Raw genomic sequence first — 18,886 nt, forward strand, 5'->3', positions numbered from 1 at the left:
TTGTTCCTGAATTAGGAACCGATGCTAACATTCGGCTGTCATGCTGAGCTTGTCGAAGCATCTCTACCGCAATGCTGTACCACTGCGGTAGAGATGCTTCGACAAGCTCAGCATGACAGCCTTTTTGTGTTTCGCTTTATTCAGGAACAAGTCTAATAGTTGGCGCAGGTAGGGCGCCCACTGCTGTTGGTGTGCCTGATAGATCGTCTGGGCCGTGTGCCGGGCAAACTGGCGCAACGACACCCAGGCCAGATAGCAGCAAGCCAAGTGGTTGCGCTGGGCCTGCGCGCGGCGGCACTGGCACTTCTCAGCCCCGGTCAGCTGTTTGAAGCTGCGGTGAAACTCCTCCACCTGCCAGCGCACGCGGGTGGTGGTTCCGACCAGCTGTTGGGTCAGCGTAAAGGCGAAATTGTTGGTGACCACCCATTCACTGTCGCCGTTCGCGGCCACGAGCTTGAATAAGCGCACCGCAAAGGGCACTTTGTTCAACCGTTCGGGCTGAAGCAGGCGGGCGTAACCTTGGTTTTCGTTGAAATCCAGCTCCACCCCGATTTCCTCAAAATACGCCCGGATGGCGCCCTTATGCAGCCGCAGCAGATTCCAGTGCGGGTCGTCGTCGTAGAGGGCGTGGGTTTGCAACAGGCGAATAATAGCGGAGGCGTACGGCTTAGGCATAGCAAAACAAGTGGTTAGCGACAAAATATCAGCTCCGGAAATTCGCAGGCGCGGCCCCCGCCCAGCTCAAACAGCACCTTGCGCTCGTCCCGGATCAGGTGCCGGGCCGAGGCCGCCGCAATGCTGCCGTAGGCCAGCAGCTCGGCCAGCCCGTGGCGCAGCCCAAACGTCTACACCACCTGCGCCAGCGTCACCTGGCTCTGGTCGCGCAGCAGGGTCTGAATCTGGGCGATGAGCACCGTTTTGTCAACCACCTGCTGGTTTACCAGCGGCGCGAAGTCGGGCTCGTCGGCCACTTCCGCCACGCGCAGCGTTCGGGCCTTGATGCCTTCCTGCCGCTGCTTCAGCGTGATTTCCGGCTCCGGGGCAAGGTAGTCGGCGCGGCCGTCAATTTCCAGGAACACGGCGGCAGGCGGCGGCGGGCGGTCCAGCACCTCAAACGCCAGCGCCCGGATGTCGCGCGTCAGCTCCCGCGACTTGCGTCGGTCCTGCAGGTTTTTCTCCGCCACTATCTTCTCCAGCTTGCGGGCCAGCAGCTGAAAAGCCGCGTTGACTTTCTGCCCTTCCCCCAGCAGAAACGGCTTGAGCCGGCGCAGCAGCAGCGCGTCGGCCGGGGTAATGGCGCGGGCCTGCAGCAGGTCGAACACCTGCCCGATCAGCTCGTCCAGCTCAGCTTTCTGGCGCGGGTCGTTCAAGTGCTGGTAGAAAGCGTCGAAGCTGCGGCCCTGGTCAGTCTGGCGCAGCGCGTCCAGGGCATCCAGGGCCAGCGTCAGCAGGCTGCCTTTGGTGTGGTGCAGCGTGGTTTGCTGCTGGTAGAGGTGCTGGGTGATGTCGCGGAAGTTGGTTTCCACCTCCCGAAAGTCGCGTAGCAACGTGCGGGCCAGCAGGTTGACGGCCTCGAACCGCTCCTTCACCTGAAAATCCTCGAAGGACTGCACCTGCCGGGTAATCTTCAGCTCCCGGATCTGCCGGTCCAGGTCGGCACGTTGCGCTTCCAGCTCGGCCACGCGCGTCTCCCAGTCGTGCTGCGACTCGCGCACCAGCTCCCGCAGCTTCTGCACGATATCCAGAAACCGGGATTCCGTGCCCACAAACGAGCGTTTGGTGAGCTGCGCGGCCACCCAATCCAGCACACTTTCCAGGGGCGGCGTCAGCGTGTGCTGATCCTGGCCCTGCTCGTCGGTATACAGCGTCAGGTAGCCGTAGCGCACCCACTCCCGAATCAGCTTAACGGCTTTTTCCTCCGGTGCGCTACCCAAATCGGCCACGTCGTCTTCTTCTTCCACCACGTTCCACTCTTGCAGAAAATCGGCCAAATGCGCCGTCAGCAGGTCGTGGCTGATGACGGGCGCGTACATGGCCGCTTTGAAGCTTTGCTGCAGAAAGCACAGAATCAGCGGTGCATTGCGGGCCCGCAGCACACGCAAGGAAGCGGCTCCGCGCTCCGGATCAAAGAAGGCTTGGTACTGCGGGTATAGCACGGGGATCAATAAGATTGAATTGATACATACGATAAAGTATCCGGTGGCCCTGGCAGCCAGAGACTAGCTCGGATGTCCCGGTTTTTCTTTGATTTAAAGCTACTGAATTGCCGGAAAAACGAGCCTATATCGGTGCAAAAGAGTTTTTGAAGCTGAAGATATTCAGAACGTCAACGAACGTCATGCTGAGCGAAGTCGAAGCATCTCTCCCGCAATAGTATTTGATTTTACTGTTGCGGGAGAGATGCTTCGACTTCGCTCAGCATGACCGTCTGGGTCCTGCTATGGCTACTTTTTGAACAGCTTTAGCGCGGTTTTGTAGCTACCGTACAGCAGCTCCGAAACCAGCCCACTTCGTCCGCTGGCCCCATTCATGGCACCGGGCTGAAGCACATTTGCTACATTCGGCTCCCCGTTAGCCTCTACCCTATTTATGCTCCTGACCCTCACTACCACGTATTCGCCCGCTACCGACCTCGGCTACCTGTTGCATAAGAACCCGGCCCGTCTGCAAAGTGTGGAAGTAGCCGGTGGTCAGGCCCACATCTTCTACCCCGAAGCCACCGCTGAGCGCTGCACGGCGGCCCTGCTCCTGGACCTCGACCCCGTGGGCCTCGTCCGCGGCCGGGGCGGCGCTTCCGGCGAAGGATTCGCGCTGGAGCAGTACGTCAACGACCGTCCCTACGTGGCCTCGTCCTTCCTGAGCGCGGCCCTGAGCAAAGCCTTCGGCACGGCCATGAACGGCACCTGCAAAGACCGGCCAAACTTACCGGAGCAAGCTCTGCCCCTGGAAGTGAAGGTAGCCGTGGTATCGGCCCCCGGCCCCGACTGGCCCCGCCGCCTTTTTGAGCCCCTGGGCTATGAGGTGCAGATCGAAACTACCCCGCTCGACCCCACCATGCCGGAATGGGGCGACAGCCGCTACTATACCCTGCACCTGCGCCATGCCGGCCTGCGCCTGCAGGATGTGCTGACTCACCTCTACGTGCTGCTCCCGGTGCTCGACAACGACAAGCACTACTACATCGGCGAAAACGAGGCCGAAAAGCTGCTGCACAAGGGCGGCGACTGGCTGCCCCAGCACCCCGAGCGTGGCTTCATCACGCGCCGCTACCTGCGCTACCTGGCGGCCTACGTGAATCCAACGCTGAAGCGGCTGCTGGAAGACGAAGAGGTAGAAGAACCGGCCGTTGAAGCGGAGACGGCCGATAACAGCCCACCAGCCGCTCCCGTAGCGGCCGATACCGTGGCGGCCGATACCGTGGCGGCGGATAACCAGGAGCCCAAACTCTCCCTGCATGACCAGCGGCTGCAGCAAGTTGCCCATGAAATCTACCAGCTCGGGCCGAAGCGCGTCCTGGACCTGGGCTGCGGGGAGGGTAAGCTCCTGCGCCTGCTGTTGCAACAGCCCAAGATTGAGTTTATCCTGGGCATGGACGTATCCCACCAGGCCCTGAGCCGGGCAGCACAACGCCTGCACCTGGACGAGATGCCCCCGCGCCAGCGCACCCGCATTGAACTGATCCAGGGCTCGTTGCTGTACAAGGACGACCGCCTGGCCGGCTTCGATGCGGCGGCGCTGGTGGAAGTGATTGAGCACCTCGACGAAAACCGCCTGGCGGCATTGGAGGAAGTAGTGTTCGGGCAGGCCCGGCCGGCGCACGTCTTCGTAACCACCCCCAACGCCGACTATAACCAGCTCTTCGAGAAGCTCAACGCCGGCGAGTTCCGCCACGACGACCACCGCTTCGAATGGACCCGCGCTGAGTTTGCCGCCTGGGCCGCCGGCGTGGCCGAGCGGCACGGGTATCAGGTGCAGATTGTGGGGATGGGCGAGGAAGTGGAAGGCGTGGGTGCGCCCTCGCAGATGGCGGTGTTTGAAATAAGATTTAATTAGCCAACTATATACACTGTGTAGGTTTTATCATTTTCAATGATAATGTGTTGGCTGCTTGATATTTTCCTCTTGTCTGCATCTGCGCCGGCAAGAAACAAAATGCCGCTCTCAATTTTTGCTATCTGCAAGTATCTACTAACCTGACTTATTCCTGCTTTGTAGTCTCGTTGGCGGGATTTTATTTTTACTTCAATAACAACTTTCTCCTCTTTAGATTCAATGATGAAGTCAGGCCTTACATAAATGGTTTCGTTAATTGAAATTTTTGGCTCAATATGCACTTTGAAATCATTATCTAATTTCTCTAAAAATGCATATAGCTTACCCATTAACTCTTCTTCCTTAATGTCATTATTACAGATAGTTTCTGATGAAAATATTTTGAGAATATTTACAATTTTTTCAACCAAAGGCTCTTGTTTGTTGCTCGTTATTTTTGCAAATTTAGTTTTGGTTTCGATATTATGTTCTTTTGCTTTCTCTTCATTATAAGCTATTTTTTCCTGTACCTGCTTGAGGAGCATATGCACGAAAGAAGAAACGTTTATTAAAGCCAAAAAAGCCTCATGTTCATCCAAGACAAGCTTGTAATCGTGCGTAGATTTATTTCTCCACTCTTGACGATAGTTTTCAAATAATTTTAATACACGTTCTTTGAATACGTTGTTATCTTTAAAATATTTCTCGATATCGTTGGGCGTCTTCCTTGTAGTTTCTTCATCGGTTTTACCGCCCAGTACTTTATAAGCTTCTTTTAAAGCCCCTTCGAAAGCCTGATTTGTTCTATATACAACATCGTTATAGTAATGGGCGTCTTTTTTGCCGCTTTGGTAATATATCTCTGCTCTGTCTAAATGATTAAATATTAAGCCAAGAAATAGAGAAGTTTCTAGCTTGTTTATCTCCTCAATTTGGGATTCAATCAGTTTTAGGACGTCCATATATTTAGAGAAAATATTGTTTCTTTTTTGCTCAGGAATTAACGAACATACGTTCCCTCAAGCTCAGAACACCTCTTCAATGCCCCAAGATACCCTCAAACTCCCCGAACTCTCCCTCATCCTTCTCATTGGCAGCACCGGCGCGGGCAAGTCCACGTTTGCGCGGCGCTTGTTCAAGCCCACGGAAATCGTGTCGTCGGATGCCTGCCGGGGGCTGGTGGCCGATGATGAAAACGACCAGTCGGCTAGCGCCGACGCCTTTGAGCTGCTGCACTACCTAGTGGCCAAGCGCCTCAAGCGCGGGCTGCTCACCGTAGTCGATGCCACCAACGTGCAGGCCGAAGGGCGCAAGCCGCTCATAGCGCTGGCCCGGCAGTACCACGTGCTGCCCGTCGCCATCGTGCTCGACGTGCCCGATGCCGTGGCCCACGAGCGCAACGCCCTCCGCCCCGAGCGGCGGCACCTGGGGCCGCACGTAGTGGCCCGGCACCGCCAGGATCTGCGCAAAAGCCTGCGCAACCTCAAGCAGGAAGGCTTTCGGCATATCCATCACCTGCGTGGCGTGGAAGAAGTCGACGCGGTACAGGGCATCGTGCGCGACCGGCTCTATAACAACCGCAAAGAGGAAACCGGCCCCTTCGACATCATCGGCGACGTCCACGGCTGCTACGACGAGCTGCTGCTGCTGCTGGGCCAGCTGGAGTATCAGGTCGAAGCCGAGCCCATGGAAGACGGGCGCGACCTGGGCGTGCGGGTAACCGCCCCAGCGGGGCGGCGGGCCGTATTCCTGGGCGACTTGGTGGACCGCGGGCCGGCCTCGCCGCAGGTGCTGCGCCTGGTGATGAGCATGGTGCGCGACGGCACGGCCCTGTGCGTGCCCGGCAACCACGACATCAAGCTCCTGCGCCACCTCAACGGCAAGAAGGTGACCGTGAACCACGGGCTGGGCGAAACGCTGGCCCAGCTCGAAAACGAGCCCGCGGCCTTTGGCGGGCAGGTGCGCCAGTTCCTCGACGGGCTGGTGAGCCACTACGTGCTCGACGGCGGCAAGCTGGTGGTAGCCCACGCCGGCCTGACGGAAGACATGCAGGGGCGCGGCTCGGGGGCCGTGCGGGCCTTCGCGCTGTTCGGCGAAAGCACCGGCGAAATTGATGAATTCGGGCTGCCCGTGCGCTACGAGTGGGCCCGCGAGTACCGGGGCCGGGCCCTGGTGGTCTATGGCCATACGCCGGTGCCCGATCCGGAATGGCTCAACAATACCATTGATATTGACACGGGCTGCGTGTTCGGCGGCCACCTGACGGCCCTGCGCTACCCCGAGCGGGAACTGGTGGCGGTGCCCGCCGACCAGGTGTACTGCAAGCCGGCCCGCCCCCTCAACTACCGGGCAGCCGCGCTGCTGCCGGAGGCGCTTCTCAGCGAAGCCGACCTGACGGCGCAGCAGCAGCACGACGACCTGCTCGACATCCGCGACGTCACGGGTAAGCAATTCATCGAAACCCGGCTGATGCGTGGGGTCACCATCCGGGAAGAAAACGCCGTGGCCGCCCTGGAGGTGATGTCCCGCTTCGCCCTGCACCCCAAGTGGCTGCTCTACCTGCCGCCCACCATGTCGCCCACCGAAACCTCCGACCTGCCCGACCTGCTGGAGCATCCCGCCGAGGCCCTGGCCTACTACAAGCAGCTGGGCGTGGAGCGGGTGGTGTGCGAGGAAAAGCACATGGGTAGCCGGGTGGTGGTCGTAATCGGCAAGGATGAGGAAGCCATTCGGCGCCGGCTGGGGCTGGTGGGCGAAGGCATCGGCAAGTGCTACACCCGCACCGGCCGCAACTTCTTCACCGACCCGGTGCTGGAAACGGCGTTCCTGGCCCGGCTGCGCGATGCGCTGACCACGGCCGGCTTCTGGGACAAGTTCAGCACCAATTGGGTGTGCCTCGATGCGGAGCTGCTGCCCTGGTCGGCCAAGGCGCAGGAGCTGGTCAAAAACCAGTACGCGGCCGTGGCGGCCGCCGCCAACGCGGCCCTGCCCCAGGTAGAAGCCGTGCTGACGGAAGCCGCCACCCGCGACCTGGACGGGGTGGAGGCGCTGCTGGCCCGCACGATGGCCCGCCGCGAGGCGGCCACCCACTACGCCGATGCCTACCGGCGCTACTGCTGGCCCGTGCATGGGCTGGAAGACCTGCGCCTGGCCCCGTTCCATCTGCTGGCCACCGAGGGCAAAACCTACTTCGACCGCGACCATGCCTGGCACATGGAAACTCTGCGCACGCTCAGCCTCGCCGACCCCGGCCTGCTGCGCGCCACGCCCTATCGGGTAGTCCCCCTGGCCGACCCGGCCGAAGTGGAAGCCGCCATCCAGTGGTGGACCGAGCTGACCGCGGCCGGGGGCGAGGGCATGGTGGTGAAGCCCTACGACTTCGTAGCCAACAACCGCAAGGGACTGTTGCAGCCGGCCCTCAAATGCCGGGGCCGCGAGTACCTGCGCATCATCTACGGGCCCGACTACCTGCTGCCCGGCAACCTCGAACGCCTCAAGCAGCGCAACGTGAAAGCCAAGCGCAACCTGGCCCTGCGCGAGTTCGCCCTGGGGGTGGAAGGCCTGGAGCGGTTCGTGGCCGGGCAGCCGCTGCGCAAGGTGCACCAGTGCGTGTTCGGGGTGCTGGCGCTGGAGAGCGAGACCGTAGACCCGCGGCTGTAAGAAGCGCCTATTTTAAAACTTCTTTGAACTTATCGCTGGATAAAGCGCTACTAATTCCCAATATGTCTTGAGGTGATTTGCCGAAGTGTTGCTGAATATGTTGTTTTAATTTCCCCATAAGTTCTTTTCCAGGTGTTAGTATAGCTTTGTTTAGGCTGTATATGTTGTCGACGCACTCTTTAAGAGTTTTAATATCTTGCTGCCCCTTCTTGTTAAGAGTTAATTCAGGTCTTTCTCTGAGAAGGAAATTAGACATTTTATTTTTTGTGAATTCTTCTAATTCTATGATTTTACTCTGATATAAATCTTGTGCATCCTCACTGTTTATGCCATAAATACCTGCTATATGCTCAGCTGTGCAAAAATAATTTTCTATCTCTGATAATTCAGTGATAAATAATTTAATTCCTTTTGCCTCACATGATTTTGTAAGTTTCAATAATTCGGTGTCGTTGTCAAGCTTTTGGTCTCTATCCAAGTGTATGATTACTTCAACTGATGGAATTTGTTTTGCTACAAATCCTTTAAGAATCTTTGCTGATTCCACATTCTTGCATCCACCGTATGAGTGCAACACAAATTCATCTTCAGTCAAACCATTGGCAAGGGCAAACTTTTTAATGAAATTCTTTTTCTCCTCAATATTATCAACCTCATCCTCAGTAACTATTACGTACTTGAGATGCTTTTTTGAGAATAAATAATCAGCATCTGCTGCGCCAATGTCAAGCAGTATCTTGCCTTCCTTTACATCTGGCAAAGCATTTCCGTGATTAAAATGAAAGACCTTTGCCTTGCCTTCTAACGCTTCTAAGATGTATCTAGAGTGAGTAGAAAATACTACTCTTAAGTCAGAATTTGCTTCAGCTCGTTTTAGCAACTCGTTTGCTAAAAGCTTTTGCTTTGTTGGATGAATATGAGCATCAGGTTCATCAAGTAATATGATCCTGGGATTAAAGTATTCAATATATGCAAAGGCTTGTAGTGTTTGTAGTAGACCAGTCCCAACAGAGTCAATGGGAAGAGTATTGCCGTCATTTATAACATTGATTTCAATGAATTCGGATACATCTTGATTGAAAATAACTTTTACAGCGACATCAGAATAGACTTTATTTACCGATTCAATAAAACCACTCCATTTGGCTGCATCCAGTGATATATTAGATATTATATTTCTCAAATAGTTATTGCTATCCCCGCGTGTGGCTGATTTTTTGATGGCAATAGGTACCTCAAACTTCTCTTGAATAGGAATCCCTGCAATACCAGGTACATAAACACAAAATGGATTTTCAATGCTACTAAGGTCATCTCCAAGAGTTTTTCCTGTCATAATTGTTGTAAATCCTCCGTTCTTACCTTTTGATATTTCTATGCTAGCGGAGAGACTTCTATCATCAAAAGAAAAAGACATGCTTTTTCTAGTGCCTCTCGTTCGTGAGCCAGTTAACTTTTGCCCATGGTAAAGGTTTTCAATATACCGTGTTGGCGCATACAAAAAATCAGTTGAATCTAATGCTAATTTTTTCTCTAAGATATTTTTTGATTTATTTTTAGTCCAATTTGTTCGTTTAAGCAACAAAGTTTGACAACCTGAAACAGCAAATTGAATTCCTTGAATGAAACTGCTTTTTCCTGAGTTGTTTGCGCCAATAAAAACATTGACCGGAGCTAGGTCAACTGTTGTATCATCAATCTTTTTAAACTTTTTGATTGAAATCTTCATGTGCAAGTTATTTTATCAAGCATTATACTTTGTGAGCAAATGTAAGACAAGTAATGTAATAGCTAAGATGGATTGAAGAGACCAATCCAGCGTCGACCACTTCTTCTATGTCTTCCGTCTAGCTCGCGAATCTATTGCCGCTATCTATGATTACAAAATCTGGCGCTGTTACACAACTTGCTGCGTCTGATTCATCAGCTCCACACTGAAATTCACCTTCGCATTGAGCGCCTTGAACACCTTCATCACCGTGTCAAAACGCGCATCGGTCAGGTTGTTTTCCAGCTTGGAAATCTGGGCTTTCTGCACGCCCACTAGCTCCCCGAGCTGCTGCTGGGTCAGGTGGCGTTGCAGGCGGGCTTCTTTGATGGCTTTGCCGAGCAGGTCGAGGCGTAGCTCCTCCTCGAAGGCCTCGCGCTTGGGGGTGCCGATGGGGCCAATGTGCTCGTTCACGACTTCGTCCAGGGAATAAAACTGCAGCTGCTCGTCGGTTTTCATGGCTATTTGGTTTTCTGTTCGAAGTAGATTCTGCGGATTCTTTCGGCTTTGTCCAGGTCCGCCTGGGGCGTTTTACCGGTTTTTTTGATGATGCCGTGCGTGGTCAGCACCAGCGTATCAACCGGACCCGACTTGTCCCAAAAGGCAAAAATCCGGTAGTGGGTTTTGTTGAATAAGGTTCTGAATTCCCATATCCCATCGGTTAGCTTTTTGAACAGCTCCTGGTCATTTATCACTTGGGCCTTGCGGATGTTGTAGAGAATCTTGTCGCGGGTCTTTTCATCCAAACCTCCGATAAACTCCCGTACTTCGCCGGAGAGCTGAACCTGGAATTTCTCTTTCATGGGTACCCTTTCAGCGAAGATAAGGTTTCCTGTTTAAGAAACTCCATGCTCTCCCGCATCCAGACCGCCCTCACCAACCTCGAAGCCACCCACAACATCCGCATCCTCTACGCCTGCGAGTCGGGCAGCCGGGCCTGGGGCTTTCCCTCCCCGGATTCGGATTACGACGTGCGCTTCATCTACTGCCACCCGGCAGCGTGGTACCTCACGCTGGACGAGGGGCGCGACACGCTGGACTTCCCGGTCGACGACGAGCTGGATCTGGCGGGCTGGGAGCTGCGTAAGGCCCTACGGCTGTTGCGCGGCTCCAATGCCGCGCTGTTTGAGTGGCTCCAGTCGCCGGTGATTTACCACGAGGCGCTGGATTTCCGGGCCCGCCTGGCGCCGCTGCTCCCGTCCCTGTTCAACCTCAAAGCCGGTCTGCACCATTACCTGGGCCAGCTGCGGCGGGGTGTGGAAGAAGACCTGGTGGGCGAGGAAGTCCGGCTGAAGCGGCTGTTCTACGCCTTGCGCTCGGCGCTGGCAGCCCGCTGGATTCGGGAGCGGCAGACCATGCCTCCCATGGAGTTTGCGCCGCTGCGGGTGTTGCTGCCAACCGCCTTGGAAGCAGATGTAACGGAGCTATTGCGGCAGAAGGCCAGTGCCAACGAGAAAACCGTAATGGCCCAGCCCGCGACACTGCTGGCATTCCTTCGCGAGGAATTCGCGGCGGGCCAGGCGGCGCGGAATGACTTGTCCATAACCCGGGTTGGTAGCGCAGCCGACGAGTTGGGAGTAGCATTTCGGACCCTGCTGAGAGAGTCATTTGCAGTCTGATAAGTTGGTTGAACTGCTGTTACGCGGGGTAACCCTGAAACCCTGTTTGAGGAGCTGGAAGCTAGGAATCAGGAGTTAGGAGCTAGAATACGAGCCGGTTGCCGAGGTAAGGCGCGTCGGCCCTGGCACCCGTTTCGTTCCTTCCTCTTTTCACCCCTGCTCCCTCAACTCCTGGCTTCTAACTCCTGACTCCTAGCTTCTCACCGCCAGCAACCCACCTCACCCTGCGTAACATCAGGTTTGAATTAAAATCCCAGGCGGCTGAACCGGTGTAGAGACGCATACTTGCGTCTCAATCGTTGCTGACGTTACAACGGGTAGCGTTCAACGACGAAACGCACGCAGGCGTCTCTACACCATTCTGATCAGTTTTGGGCTAACTCAAACCGCTTCTAAAGCTACCCGGTGCGCTACGGCGGTAATGAGCTAAACAGGTTTGCGGTGCTGGCCGGTAGCTCCTCCACCTGCTATTGGCACTCCTTCCAACAGCTACCTTTACCCTATGACCATTGCCGATCTGCGCCAGCAGAACCTCATCCTCTTCGAAGCCATCAGCGGCAGCCGCGCCTACGGTACTAACCTACCCCATTCTGACACCGATCTGAAAGGCGTATTCATTCTGCCGGAGCAGCAGTTCTTTGGCCTCGACTACGTACCGCAAGTGGCCAATGAAACCAACGACGAGGTGTTTTATGAGCTGCGCCGCTTCGTGGAACTGCTGCTCAAAAACAACCCCACGGTGCTGGAACTGCTGGGCACGCCGGACGACTGCGTAGTGTACCAACACCCCCTGTTTGCCCAGTTTCAGGCGCGGGATTTCCTCTCCAGGCTCTGCCGCCAAAGCTTTGCCGAGTACGCCGTGGCGCAAATCCGCAAAGCCAAGGGGTTGAACAAGAAAATTAACCACCCCGAGCCGCCGGCCCGTAAATCGGTGCTGGACTTCTGCTACGTCACCGTGGGCGCCGGGGCCCAGCCCGTAGCTACCTGGCTGGCCCGCAAAGGGTACGAAGCCGCGCAGTGCGGCCTGGCGAACGTGCCCCACCTTACGGACCTGTACGCCTTGTTCGTGGACGCTACGCCCGAACGCCGCCACGGCTACCGCGGCCTGGTGCGCGACCCGGATACCTCCCAGGAAGTCCTGCTGTCGGCCGTACCGAAAGGAGAAGCGCCCCTCGCCTACCTGTCCTTCAACCGCAACGGCTACAGCACCTACTGCCGCGTTTTCCGGGAGTACCACGACTGGGTGGCGAAGCGCAACGCCGAGCGGTATCAGAACACCGTGCAACACGGCAAAAACTACGACGCCAAAAATATGCTACACGTGTTCCGACTGCTGCAGATGGCCGGCGAAATTGCCGAGACCGGGCAGCTGAACGTGCGCCGCCCCAATCGGGAGTTTCTGTTGCAAATCCGCTGCGGGGAGTTTGAGTATGATGACCTGGTTGCCAATGCTGAGCAGCTGGTAACGCAGGTCGAAGCGGCCTTTGCTACGTCGACCCTTCCCGCCGCCCCTGATAAAGAAGCGGCCGAGCAGCTGCTGATACAGCTGCGGCAGGCCTTTTATGAGGAGCGTTCGGTGTGAACTACCCCGGCAGTGAGGTGGTCTGAAACTCAACTTCAATCCATGTCCCGATTCTGTTTGCCTTAGCTAAACCACCTCAGAGTGTAACACTAGCGGCTGCAAGCTCGATATCGGTGCCCTTCAACTGCATCATGCGTATCAAACCCTGCTGGGTCAGTACATGATACCCCAGCACCTGATAGCCCCCATGAAAACTACAGCTGCCAGCGTATTTCAGCAGTTGAACCAAGAGGAGTTCAGGAACGGAAAGCTGTAGAGACTGAGTTCCTGCGGATGCAGCAAAAGCCAGAGAGGATGCAGGGGCGCTACGCTAATGAGGAGCTCGGCCGCGCTACTTACGATAAGTTCAGCAGCAAAACCGCAGTAGAGGAGCTGCAGCCATTGCAGGCTCGCTACGCTGGTCTGGCAACAAACTTATCGAACCTCGAAACTTACACTGATTACGCGGTTGAGATGGCAGCTAACTTGTACACTGTGTGGGAGAAAGCCAATTTGCCTACCCGTCAAAAACTCCAGAACATGATCCATACCAACGGCCTTGCCTTCGCTCCCGAAATCGGGCTTTATCGAACCGGCAGAATCAACGTCATTTTCGACTCAATCTCCTCACTATCAAACGATAATAATAACAAAAAAACCGGATCCAACACCGCAAAAAGTGTTAAATCCGGTTTGGTGGGCCCAACTGGAATCGAACCAGTGACCTGCTGATTATGAGTCAGCTGCTCTAACCGATTGAGCTATAGGCCCCGCTAAAACCTGCTTTCGTAGGTTTCGGCAGCGCAAACTTCGAAGTTTGCGGCCGGATTTCCAATTCTTAAATGCGAGAAGAGGCTCATCGGCTATACTTGCGCCTTGGTTCCGCCTCACTCCCTTCGTTCTATGCCTGGTAAAAAGCCACACCTGCTCTTCGATTTCGGGGGCGTCCTGATCAATATCAACTACCAGCTGACGATGGAGGCAATGCGGGCCCTGAGCCGGGCCGGCAGCACGATTGAGTTCAGCCAGCAAAGCCAGGCAGAGTTGTTCGACCTGCTCGAAACCGGCCGGCTGACGCCCCAGGAGTTCCGGGCGGGCCTGCGCCGGCACTACGAGCTGGAAGCGACCGATGAAGCCCTGGACGCAGCCTGGAATGCCATGCTGCTCGACGTGCCGGCTGAGCGGCTGGCCTACATTGCCGAGCTGCGCGCGCAAGGCCACCAAACCGCGCTGCTCAGCAATACCAACCAGATTCATATTACGGCCATCAATGAGCAGCTCAAAACCCAGTACGGCTTCGCGCACGGTATTGCCGACTGCCTGGACCGCGTGTTTTATTCCCAGGAAGTAGGCTGGCGCAAGCCGGGCACCGAAATATTCGCGCATGCCCTGCACGAAATGAACTGGAAAGCACCCGAAACTCTTTTCATCGAGGACAGTTTTCAGCATATCGAAACGGCCCGGCGGCTGGGCATCCATACGCTGTTTCTGGCCCCGCCTCTCACCCTCACCGACGCCCTTCCCGCTGCCATCCGTGCCTTCTCTGCCTCTACCTGACGCGCCCGAAGCTGTTTCCGACCTTGCGTTTGACCGCTACGAGCGGCCCGAGCCGCCCCGCTGGCGGGTGTATGCGCTGCATCTGCTACTGTTCCTTATCACGCTGAGCACCACTACCCTGGCAGGCGCGGAGTGGATAACCGGGCGGGATTTCTTCGTCAGGACCAATGCCTTTGGCCAGGAGGTGTTCCGGCTCACCGGCTGGTTCAGCCAGGCAGAAATAGTGCAGGGCCTGTGGTTTTCGCTGCCCTTCCTGGGCGTGCTGACGGTGCACGAGTTCGGGCACTACTTCACGGCGCGCTACTACCGGGTGCGGGCTACGCTGCCCTACTACATTCCGTTTTTCACCGGCTACTTTCATACCATCGGCACGTTTGGGGCGGTTATCCGCATCAAGGACCGGATATTCTCCCGCAAAGAGTTTTTTGATATCGGGCTGGCCGGGCCGCTGGCGGGCTTTGTGGTGGCGGTGCCGGTCCTGATTTACGGCTTCACCCACTTGCCGCCCCTGGAGTATGTGTTCCAGATTCACCCGGAATACCGCGTTTACGGAGCTGAGTATGCCCGCTATGTCTACCAGAACGCGGAAGGCATGACCCTGAACCATCCGCTGCTCTACTCGCTGCTGGAGCACTGGTTTGCCGACCCCACCCGCCTGCCCCACCCCAATGAGCTGGCGCATTACCCCGTGTTGCTGGCCGGTTCGCTGGCCCTGTTTTTTACGGCGCTCAACCTGCTGCCCATCGGCCAGCTCGATGGCGGCCACATTCTCTACGGTCTGCTCGGGTTTCAGCGCTTCAACCGGCTGTCGGTCGTGTTTTTCGTGGGCTTTATTTTCTACGCCGGGCTGGGCTTGTTTTCGGTGCAAAGCTCCTGGGAAACCTGGCTGTATGGCGGGGTGCCGTACGTGCTGTACCTATTTATCGTGTTTCGGCGGGTGCTGCCCACGCCCCGCCGCACGGTGCTGCTGCTGCTGGGTGTGCTGGCGGCGCAGCTGGCGCTTACGCTGGCCGTGCCGGGCATCGAGGGCAATCCGGGGTGGCTGGTATTTGGGCTGCTGCTGGGCCGCTTCATGGGAATTTTTCATCCTCCGGCTCCCGACGAGCGGCCATTAAGTTTGGGCCGCAAAGTGCTGGGCTGGGTGATGCTCGCTATTTTTGTGCTCTGCTTTTCTCCTTCGCCCTTCGGGTAAGTTTTTAGCCCGGCCCCGGCCGGAGTATATCCCTATGTTTTTCGAACAACGTCAGCTTACGCGCGTTACGCAGCTGGCTCTGCGCCCCCACGGCTTGTATGTGTGCGAGCGTACCCGCCAGGGCAAAACTATCGTCGAATTTGAGATGCCCTACGAGGAAGTGCTGCCCATACGCGTGGAGCGCACCACCTCCACGCCCCAGCTGCGGTGGCTGCCCTTCGCCCTGTTCTGGGTTGTATCGTCCTATCTCCAGCGCTCGGCCCGCCTGGCCGACGGATTATCGACCACCGAATGGCTGGTTGCTTTTGGCGTTGGGCTGGTGCTCATCGGAGGCTATCTGTATGGGCAAAACAACTGGTGGCGGCACTTTACCCTAGGCACCGCCCGCGCCAGCATTCACTTGGCCGACCGCACCCAGGAGCGCACTGAGCTAAATACCTTCGTCGAAGCCCTCGACCAACGCTGCAAATCCTACCTGCGCGAGCATTACGCGGCCATCAACCCGCTGGGCATCATCGAGCCCCAGTTGCAGCGGCTGCACTGGCTGCGCCACCTGAATGTCGTATCCGAGTCGGAGGCCCGGGCCCTGGCTACCCGCCTCACGGGCCAGGTGCCCACCGCGCCGCTCGTCAGCATGGGCCAGATTCTGGAAACGCCTTACGTGAACTAGCACATCTATGTCGGCCTTGTTTTCTGCTACCGCACCCTCCTTATTTTCCCCGCCGCCCAGCATCCGGCAGCCCTATCCGCCCATCGGCTACACCCACCTCACGCTCTAGGAAACAGGCCTTCAGCTGGAGGAAAAGCGTTTTATCAACCGAACCGAATGCGTGGTACCCTATGAGGATCTGATGCCCATCGGCGTCGCCCGGCAGCACAACTTTCCGTTTCGGCTGACATTGGCGGGCCTATTTGTGGGCTTTGGGTGCCTTAAAGCCAGCTATATGGTCGTCACCCTGGCGGGCCAGCGCGACTCGGCACTCTGGCTACTGCTTATTCTCAGCGGCCTGTTGCTTACTATCGTGGCTTACGCCTTACGCCTCTGGCGCCACGACTTTATTCTGACCACTGGGCGCTGCAACATCGCCTTGTTTGATAGTCGCCGGAACCGCAAGGGGCTGTATGAGTTTGCCGATGTGCTGCGCGACCATACCATCCTCTATTTGCGGGCCCAGTACGCTGGAGTCGATCCTACGCAGCCAGCTGCGCCGCAACTGGCGCGCCTGGAGTGGCTGCACCAGGTGGGCGTACTTAATAAGACGCAGCTGGAGAAACTAAAAACCCGACTCCTGGGCAAATTTTACGGTTCCGAGAACGTGCCGGGCAATGAATTCGGGTTGGCTCCTTCCGTCAACTAAAGTACCCCAGCTTCTGCCAAAGAAGCTGTTTAGAAAGTCGCCAACCGTAATCAGCACGTCATGCTGAGCGAAGTCGAAGCATCTCTACCGCAGCAGTAAATCTGATTACCTGCGCCGGTAAAGATGCTTCGACAAGCGGACGCCAGATCAAGCATGACGTTCTTTTGACTTTCTAAACGGCTTCAAAAGCAAAAAACCACCGGTATTTCGCCGGTGGTTTTTTGTTGCTCGCCTTCTGTACTTCTAGCGACCTTCCAGCGCTGCTACGCCGGGTAGCTCTTTGCCTTCCATGTACTCGAGTAGCGCGCCGCCGCCGGTGGAAATGTAGGAAACCCGGTCGGCGAAGCCCATCTGGTTGACGGCCGCCGCCGAGTCGCCGCCGCCGATGAGCGAGAAAGCGCCGTTGGTGGTTGCCTCGGCCGTAGCGCGGGCCACAAACTCAGTGCCCACCGAGAAGTTCGACATTTCAAATACGCCCATCGGGCCGTTCCAGAGAATGGTTTTCGACTGGCGGATGATGTCGGCAAACGTCTCGCGCGACTCCGGGCCGATGTCCAGACCCATCCAGCCGGCGGGAATGCTCAGGTTGCTGGCCACGTCGATGTCGGCATCGTTGGCAAATTTATCGGCAATGATGCTGTCGACGGGCAGTAGGAGCTGCACGCCTTTTTCTTTGGCTTTCTCAATCAGGCGGGCGGCCAACTCTACTTTGTCGGCTTCCAGCAGCGAGTTGCCGATAGCGCCGCCCTGGGCCACGGCGAAGGTGTAGGCCATACCGCCACCGATAATCAGGTAGTCGACTTTATCGAGCAGCTGCTCAATGATGAGGATTTTGTCGGAAATCTTGGCCCCGCCCATAATAGCGGTGAACGGCCGCTCGGGGTTGGTCAGCACCTTGTGGGCGTTGTCCAGCTCGCCTTGCAGCAAGTAGCCGCCCACGCGGTTTTCGGGCGTAAAATACTGGGCCATGACGGCCGTGGAGGCATGTTTGCGGTGCGCGGCCCCGAAGGCATCGTTCACGTACACGTCGCCGAGCTGGCTGAGCTTTTCGGCAAAGCCCGCGTCGCCTTTCTCTTCCTCAGCATGGAAGCGTACGTTATCGAGCAGCAGTATTTCGCCGGGTTGCAGGCTGGTTGCCAGCTGGTGCGCCTCCGCTCCTACTACGTCGCCACCAAACTTCACGGTAGTGCCATACTCCTCCTGCAGGCGCGGCAGCAGGTTGCGCAGCGAGTTTTTCGTATCAGGACCACCTTTGGGCCGGCCCATGTGCGAGAGCAGCACCACGGAGCCACCGTCGGCCAGAATTTTCTTGATTGTAGGCGTGGCCATGCGGATGCGCGTGTCGTCGGTGATGCGCAGGTCGGCATCGAGCGGCACATTGAAATCGACGCGCACCACGGCCCGCTTGCCGGCGAAGTTGTACTGATCCAGGTTTTTCATAGAAAAGGATAGGGTTGGGAGAGCTCTTGTACGGGACGAATGTAAGCAGGGACGGCGGGTTGTGGCAGTACCCAGGCCTGATTTGGGCCGGAAACAGCCCCGAAGTACGTACCTAGAGCGGTTTCGGGGTCAATGGCTAGTAGCGCGACCTTTGTAGTTCGCGCTACTGCACTGTTCGCAGTCATACTATCGGCGCGGCGACGCGAACTACAAAGTTCGCGCTACTGCTGCCCCGCACACGGAATCCAAAACCGCTCCAATGGCTTTTGGCGTGTCAAACCAAGCGTAACGTATTCACTAAACGCCTTTTCCCCTACCGAAACGGGCTTGACAAGTACTCCAACGCTCTTTCCGCCGGGAGAAACTGGCTTAGAAGCTGTTTGAGTTAGCAAAAAGTTGTCATTGTGATGTAGAGACGCATAGTTGCGTCTCGTCGCTTGCGCCTCAAGGCCAGGTTTTGTTCAACGATGAGACGCAACTATGCTTCTCTACATCATTCCTGATACCTAAACTCAAACAGCCTCTTAGCGAACTTCCCAACTACCTTGCTACTAGCCTGTGTGGACAGCAAGTATAGCGGTTTCGCGAACGGTTTACCCCTCATTGCAGGCATTGGGTATGGTAGCCGCAGTGGTCAAACCAGTTGCGCGCATCTTGGCTCGTAATCCAGCTGATGGCTTCCTGCAGGGCCTGCTCCAG

General features: G+C 56.6%; 16 protein-coding genes and 1 tRNA gene. 9 read left to right on the plus strand and 8 right to left on the minus strand.

The window, feature by feature from the left end; genetic code table 11:
- Positions 1-63: 63 nt before the first annotated feature.
- Positions 64-675: a transposase gene (locus tag E5J99_RS07525; RefSeq protein WP_135497103.1), complete on the minus strand. Its 612-nt coding sequence runs from the start codon at positions 673-675 to the stop codon at positions 64-66.
- Positions 676-845: 170 nt separating this feature from the next.
- Positions 846-2,156: a DUF3375 family protein gene (locus tag E5J99_RS07530; RefSeq protein ID WP_167852036.1), complete on the minus strand. Its 1,311-nt coding sequence runs from the start codon at positions 2,154-2,156 to the stop codon at positions 846-848.
- Positions 2,157-2,589: 433 nt separating this feature from the next.
- Here E5J99_RS07530 and E5J99_RS07535 point away from each other — a divergent pair, with 433 nt between their 5' ends.
- A complete protein-coding gene (locus tag E5J99_RS07535) occupies positions 2,590-4,053 on the plus strand; it encodes a 3' terminal RNA ribose 2'-O-methyltransferase Hen1 (RefSeq protein WP_135497105.1) in 1,464 nt (487 codons plus the stop codon).
- On the opposite strand, the gene E5J99_RS07540 is transcribed toward E5J99_RS07535, so the two are convergent.
- Positions 4,050-4,994: a competence protein CoiA family protein gene (locus tag E5J99_RS07540; protein WP_135497106.1), complete on the minus strand. Its 945-nt coding sequence runs from the start codon at positions 4,992-4,994 to the stop codon at positions 4,050-4,052. The two genes, E5J99_RS07535 and E5J99_RS07540, sit on opposite strands and share 4 nt — an antisense overlap.
- A gap of 79 nt (positions 4,995-5,073) precedes the next feature.
- Here E5J99_RS07540 and E5J99_RS07545 point away from each other — a divergent pair, with 79 nt between their 5' ends.
- Entirely contained in the window at positions 5,074-7,692 is a 2,619-nt protein-coding gene (locus tag E5J99_RS07545) for a polynucleotide kinase-phosphatase (RefSeq protein WP_135497107.1), read from the plus strand.
- A gap of 7 nt (positions 7,693-7,699) precedes the next feature.
- Here the strand turns inward: E5J99_RS07545 and E5J99_RS07550 are convergent, their stop codons facing one another.
- The 3 genes from E5J99_RS07550 to E5J99_RS07560 form a co-directional block, all read right to left on the minus strand.
- Complete coding sequence (locus E5J99_RS07550) at positions 7,700-9,421, minus strand: ATP-dependent nuclease (protein WP_135497108.1); 1,722 nt, start codon at positions 9,419-9,421, stop codon at positions 7,700-7,702.
- 168 nt (positions 9,422-9,589) lie between these two features.
- Positions 9,590-9,919: a helix-turn-helix transcriptional regulator gene (locus tag E5J99_RS07555; protein ID WP_135497109.1), complete on the minus strand. Its 330-nt coding sequence runs from the start codon at positions 9,917-9,919 to the stop codon at positions 9,590-9,592.
- Between the two features lie 2 nt (positions 9,920-9,921).
- Positions 9,922-10,263: a type II toxin-antitoxin system RelE/ParE family toxin gene (locus E5J99_RS07560; protein ID WP_135497110.1), complete on the minus strand. Its 342-nt coding sequence runs from the start codon at positions 10,261-10,263 to the stop codon at positions 9,922-9,924.
- 45 nt (positions 10,264-10,308) lie between these two features.
- Between E5J99_RS07560 and E5J99_RS07565 the strand changes: the two genes are divergently transcribed.
- From E5J99_RS07565 to E5J99_RS07575, 3 genes are all read left to right on the plus strand, one after another.
- Positions 10,309-11,079 carry a nucleotidyltransferase domain-containing protein gene (locus E5J99_RS07565; RefSeq protein WP_135497111.1) on the plus strand — a complete coding sequence of 257 codons (771 nt, stop codon included), beginning with the start codon at positions 10,309-10,311 and terminating at the stop codon, positions 11,077-11,079.
- Positions 11,080-11,581: 502 nt separating this feature from the next.
- Positions 11,582-12,661 (plus strand): DNA polymerase beta superfamily protein, encoded by a 1,080-nt coding sequence (locus tag E5J99_RS07570; protein WP_135497112.1) that lies wholly within the window; start codon positions 11,582-11,584, stop codon positions 12,659-12,661.
- 273 nt (positions 12,662-12,934) lie between these two features.
- Positions 12,935-13,372: a hypothetical protein gene (locus tag E5J99_RS07575; RefSeq protein WP_167852037.1), complete on the plus strand. Its 438-nt coding sequence runs from the start codon at positions 12,935-12,937 to the stop codon at positions 13,370-13,372.
- Here the strand turns inward: E5J99_RS07575 and E5J99_RS07580 are convergent.
- Positions 13,335-13,411 (minus strand) — tRNA-Ile (locus E5J99_RS07580). The two genes, E5J99_RS07575 and E5J99_RS07580, sit on opposite strands and share 38 nt — an antisense overlap.
- Before the next feature lie 132 nt (positions 13,412-13,543).
- Here E5J99_RS07580 and E5J99_RS07585 point away from each other — a divergent pair.
- From E5J99_RS07585 to E5J99_RS07600, 4 genes are all read left to right on the plus strand, one after another.
- Positions 13,544-14,197, plus strand: a complete 654-nt coding sequence (locus E5J99_RS07585; RefSeq protein ID WP_135497114.1) for an HAD family hydrolase — start codon at positions 13,544-13,546, stop codon at positions 14,195-14,197.
- Entirely contained in the window at positions 14,175-15,389 is a 1,215-nt protein-coding gene (locus E5J99_RS07590; RefSeq protein WP_245318778.1) for a site-2 protease family protein, read from the plus strand. The genes E5J99_RS07585 and E5J99_RS07590 overlap by 23 nt, the downstream gene beginning before the upstream one ends.
- Before the next feature lie 34 nt (positions 15,390-15,423).
- On the plus strand, positions 15,424-16,059 hold the full coding sequence (locus E5J99_RS07595) for a hypothetical protein (RefSeq protein ID WP_135497115.1): 636 nt from the start codon (positions 15,424-15,426) through the stop codon (positions 16,057-16,059).
- Between the two features lie 181 nt (positions 16,060-16,240).
- Positions 16,241-16,747, plus strand: a complete 507-nt coding sequence (locus E5J99_RS07600; protein ID WP_135497116.1) for a hypothetical protein — start codon at positions 16,241-16,243, stop codon at positions 16,745-16,747.
- Positions 16,748-16,990: 243 nt separating this feature from the next.
- Here E5J99_RS07600 and E5J99_RS07605 read toward each other — a convergent pair whose 3' ends face one another.
- A complete protein-coding gene (locus tag E5J99_RS07605) occupies positions 16,991-18,187 on the minus strand; it encodes a phosphoglycerate kinase (protein ID WP_135497117.1) in 1,197 nt (398 codons plus the stop codon).
- Between the last annotated feature and the right edge of the window lie 699 nt (positions 18,188-18,886).

Source organism: Hymenobacter elongatus (genome assembly GCF_004745955.1).
GTDB lineage: Bacteria > Bacteroidota > Bacteroidia > Cytophagales > Hymenobacteraceae > Hymenobacter > Hymenobacter elongatus.

Bases quoted from the DNA above. Each gene is read 5' to 3' on its own strand.
- E5J99_RS07535 (WP_135497105.1), top strand. From the start codon at position 2,590: ATGCTCCTGACCCTCACTACCACGTATTCGCCCGCTACCGACCTCGGC.
- E5J99_RS07595 (WP_135497115.1), top strand. From the start codon at position 15,424: ATGTTTTTCGAACAACGTCAGCTTACGCGCGTTACGCAGCTGGCTCTG.
- E5J99_RS07550 (WP_135497108.1), bottom strand. From the start codon at position 9,421: ATGAAGATTTCAATCAAAAAGTTTAAAAAGATTGATGATACAACAGTT.
- E5J99_RS07600 (WP_135497116.1), top strand. From the start codon at position 16,241: ATGCCCATCGGCGTCGCCCGGCAGCACAACTTTCCGTTTCGGCTGACA.
- E5J99_RS07540 (WP_135497106.1), bottom strand. From the start codon at position 4,994: ATGGACGTCCTAAAACTGATTGAATCCCAAATTGAGGAGATAAACAAG.
- E5J99_RS07525 (WP_135497103.1), bottom strand. From the start codon at position 675: ATGCCTAAGCCGTACGCCTCCGCTATTATTCGCCTGTTGCAAACCCAC.
- E5J99_RS07585 (WP_135497114.1), top strand. From the start codon at position 13,544: ATGCCTGGTAAAAAGCCACACCTGCTCTTCGATTTCGGGGGCGTCCTG.
- E5J99_RS07545 (WP_135497107.1), top strand. From the start codon at position 5,074: ATGCCCCAAGATACCCTCAAACTCCCCGAACTCTCCCTCATCCTTCTC.
- E5J99_RS07570 (WP_135497112.1), top strand. From the start codon at position 11,582: ATGACCATTGCCGATCTGCGCCAGCAGAACCTCATCCTCTTCGAAGCC.
- E5J99_RS07575 (WP_167852037.1), top strand. From the start codon at position 12,935: ATGCAGCAAAAGCCAGAGAGGATGCAGGGGCGCTACGCTAATGAGGAG.
- E5J99_RS07605 (WP_135497117.1), bottom strand. From the start codon at position 18,187: ATGAAAAACCTGGATCAGTACAACTTCGCCGGCAAGCGGGCCGTGGTG.
- E5J99_RS07565 (WP_135497111.1), top strand. From the start codon at position 10,309: ATGCTCTCCCGCATCCAGACCGCCCTCACCAACCTCGAAGCCACCCAC.
- E5J99_RS07560 (WP_135497110.1), bottom strand. From the start codon at position 10,263: ATGAAAGAGAAATTCCAGGTTCAGCTCTCCGGCGAAGTACGGGAGTTT.
- E5J99_RS07555 (WP_135497109.1), bottom strand. From the start codon at position 9,919: ATGAAAACCGACGAGCAGCTGCAGTTTTATTCCCTGGACGAAGTCGTG.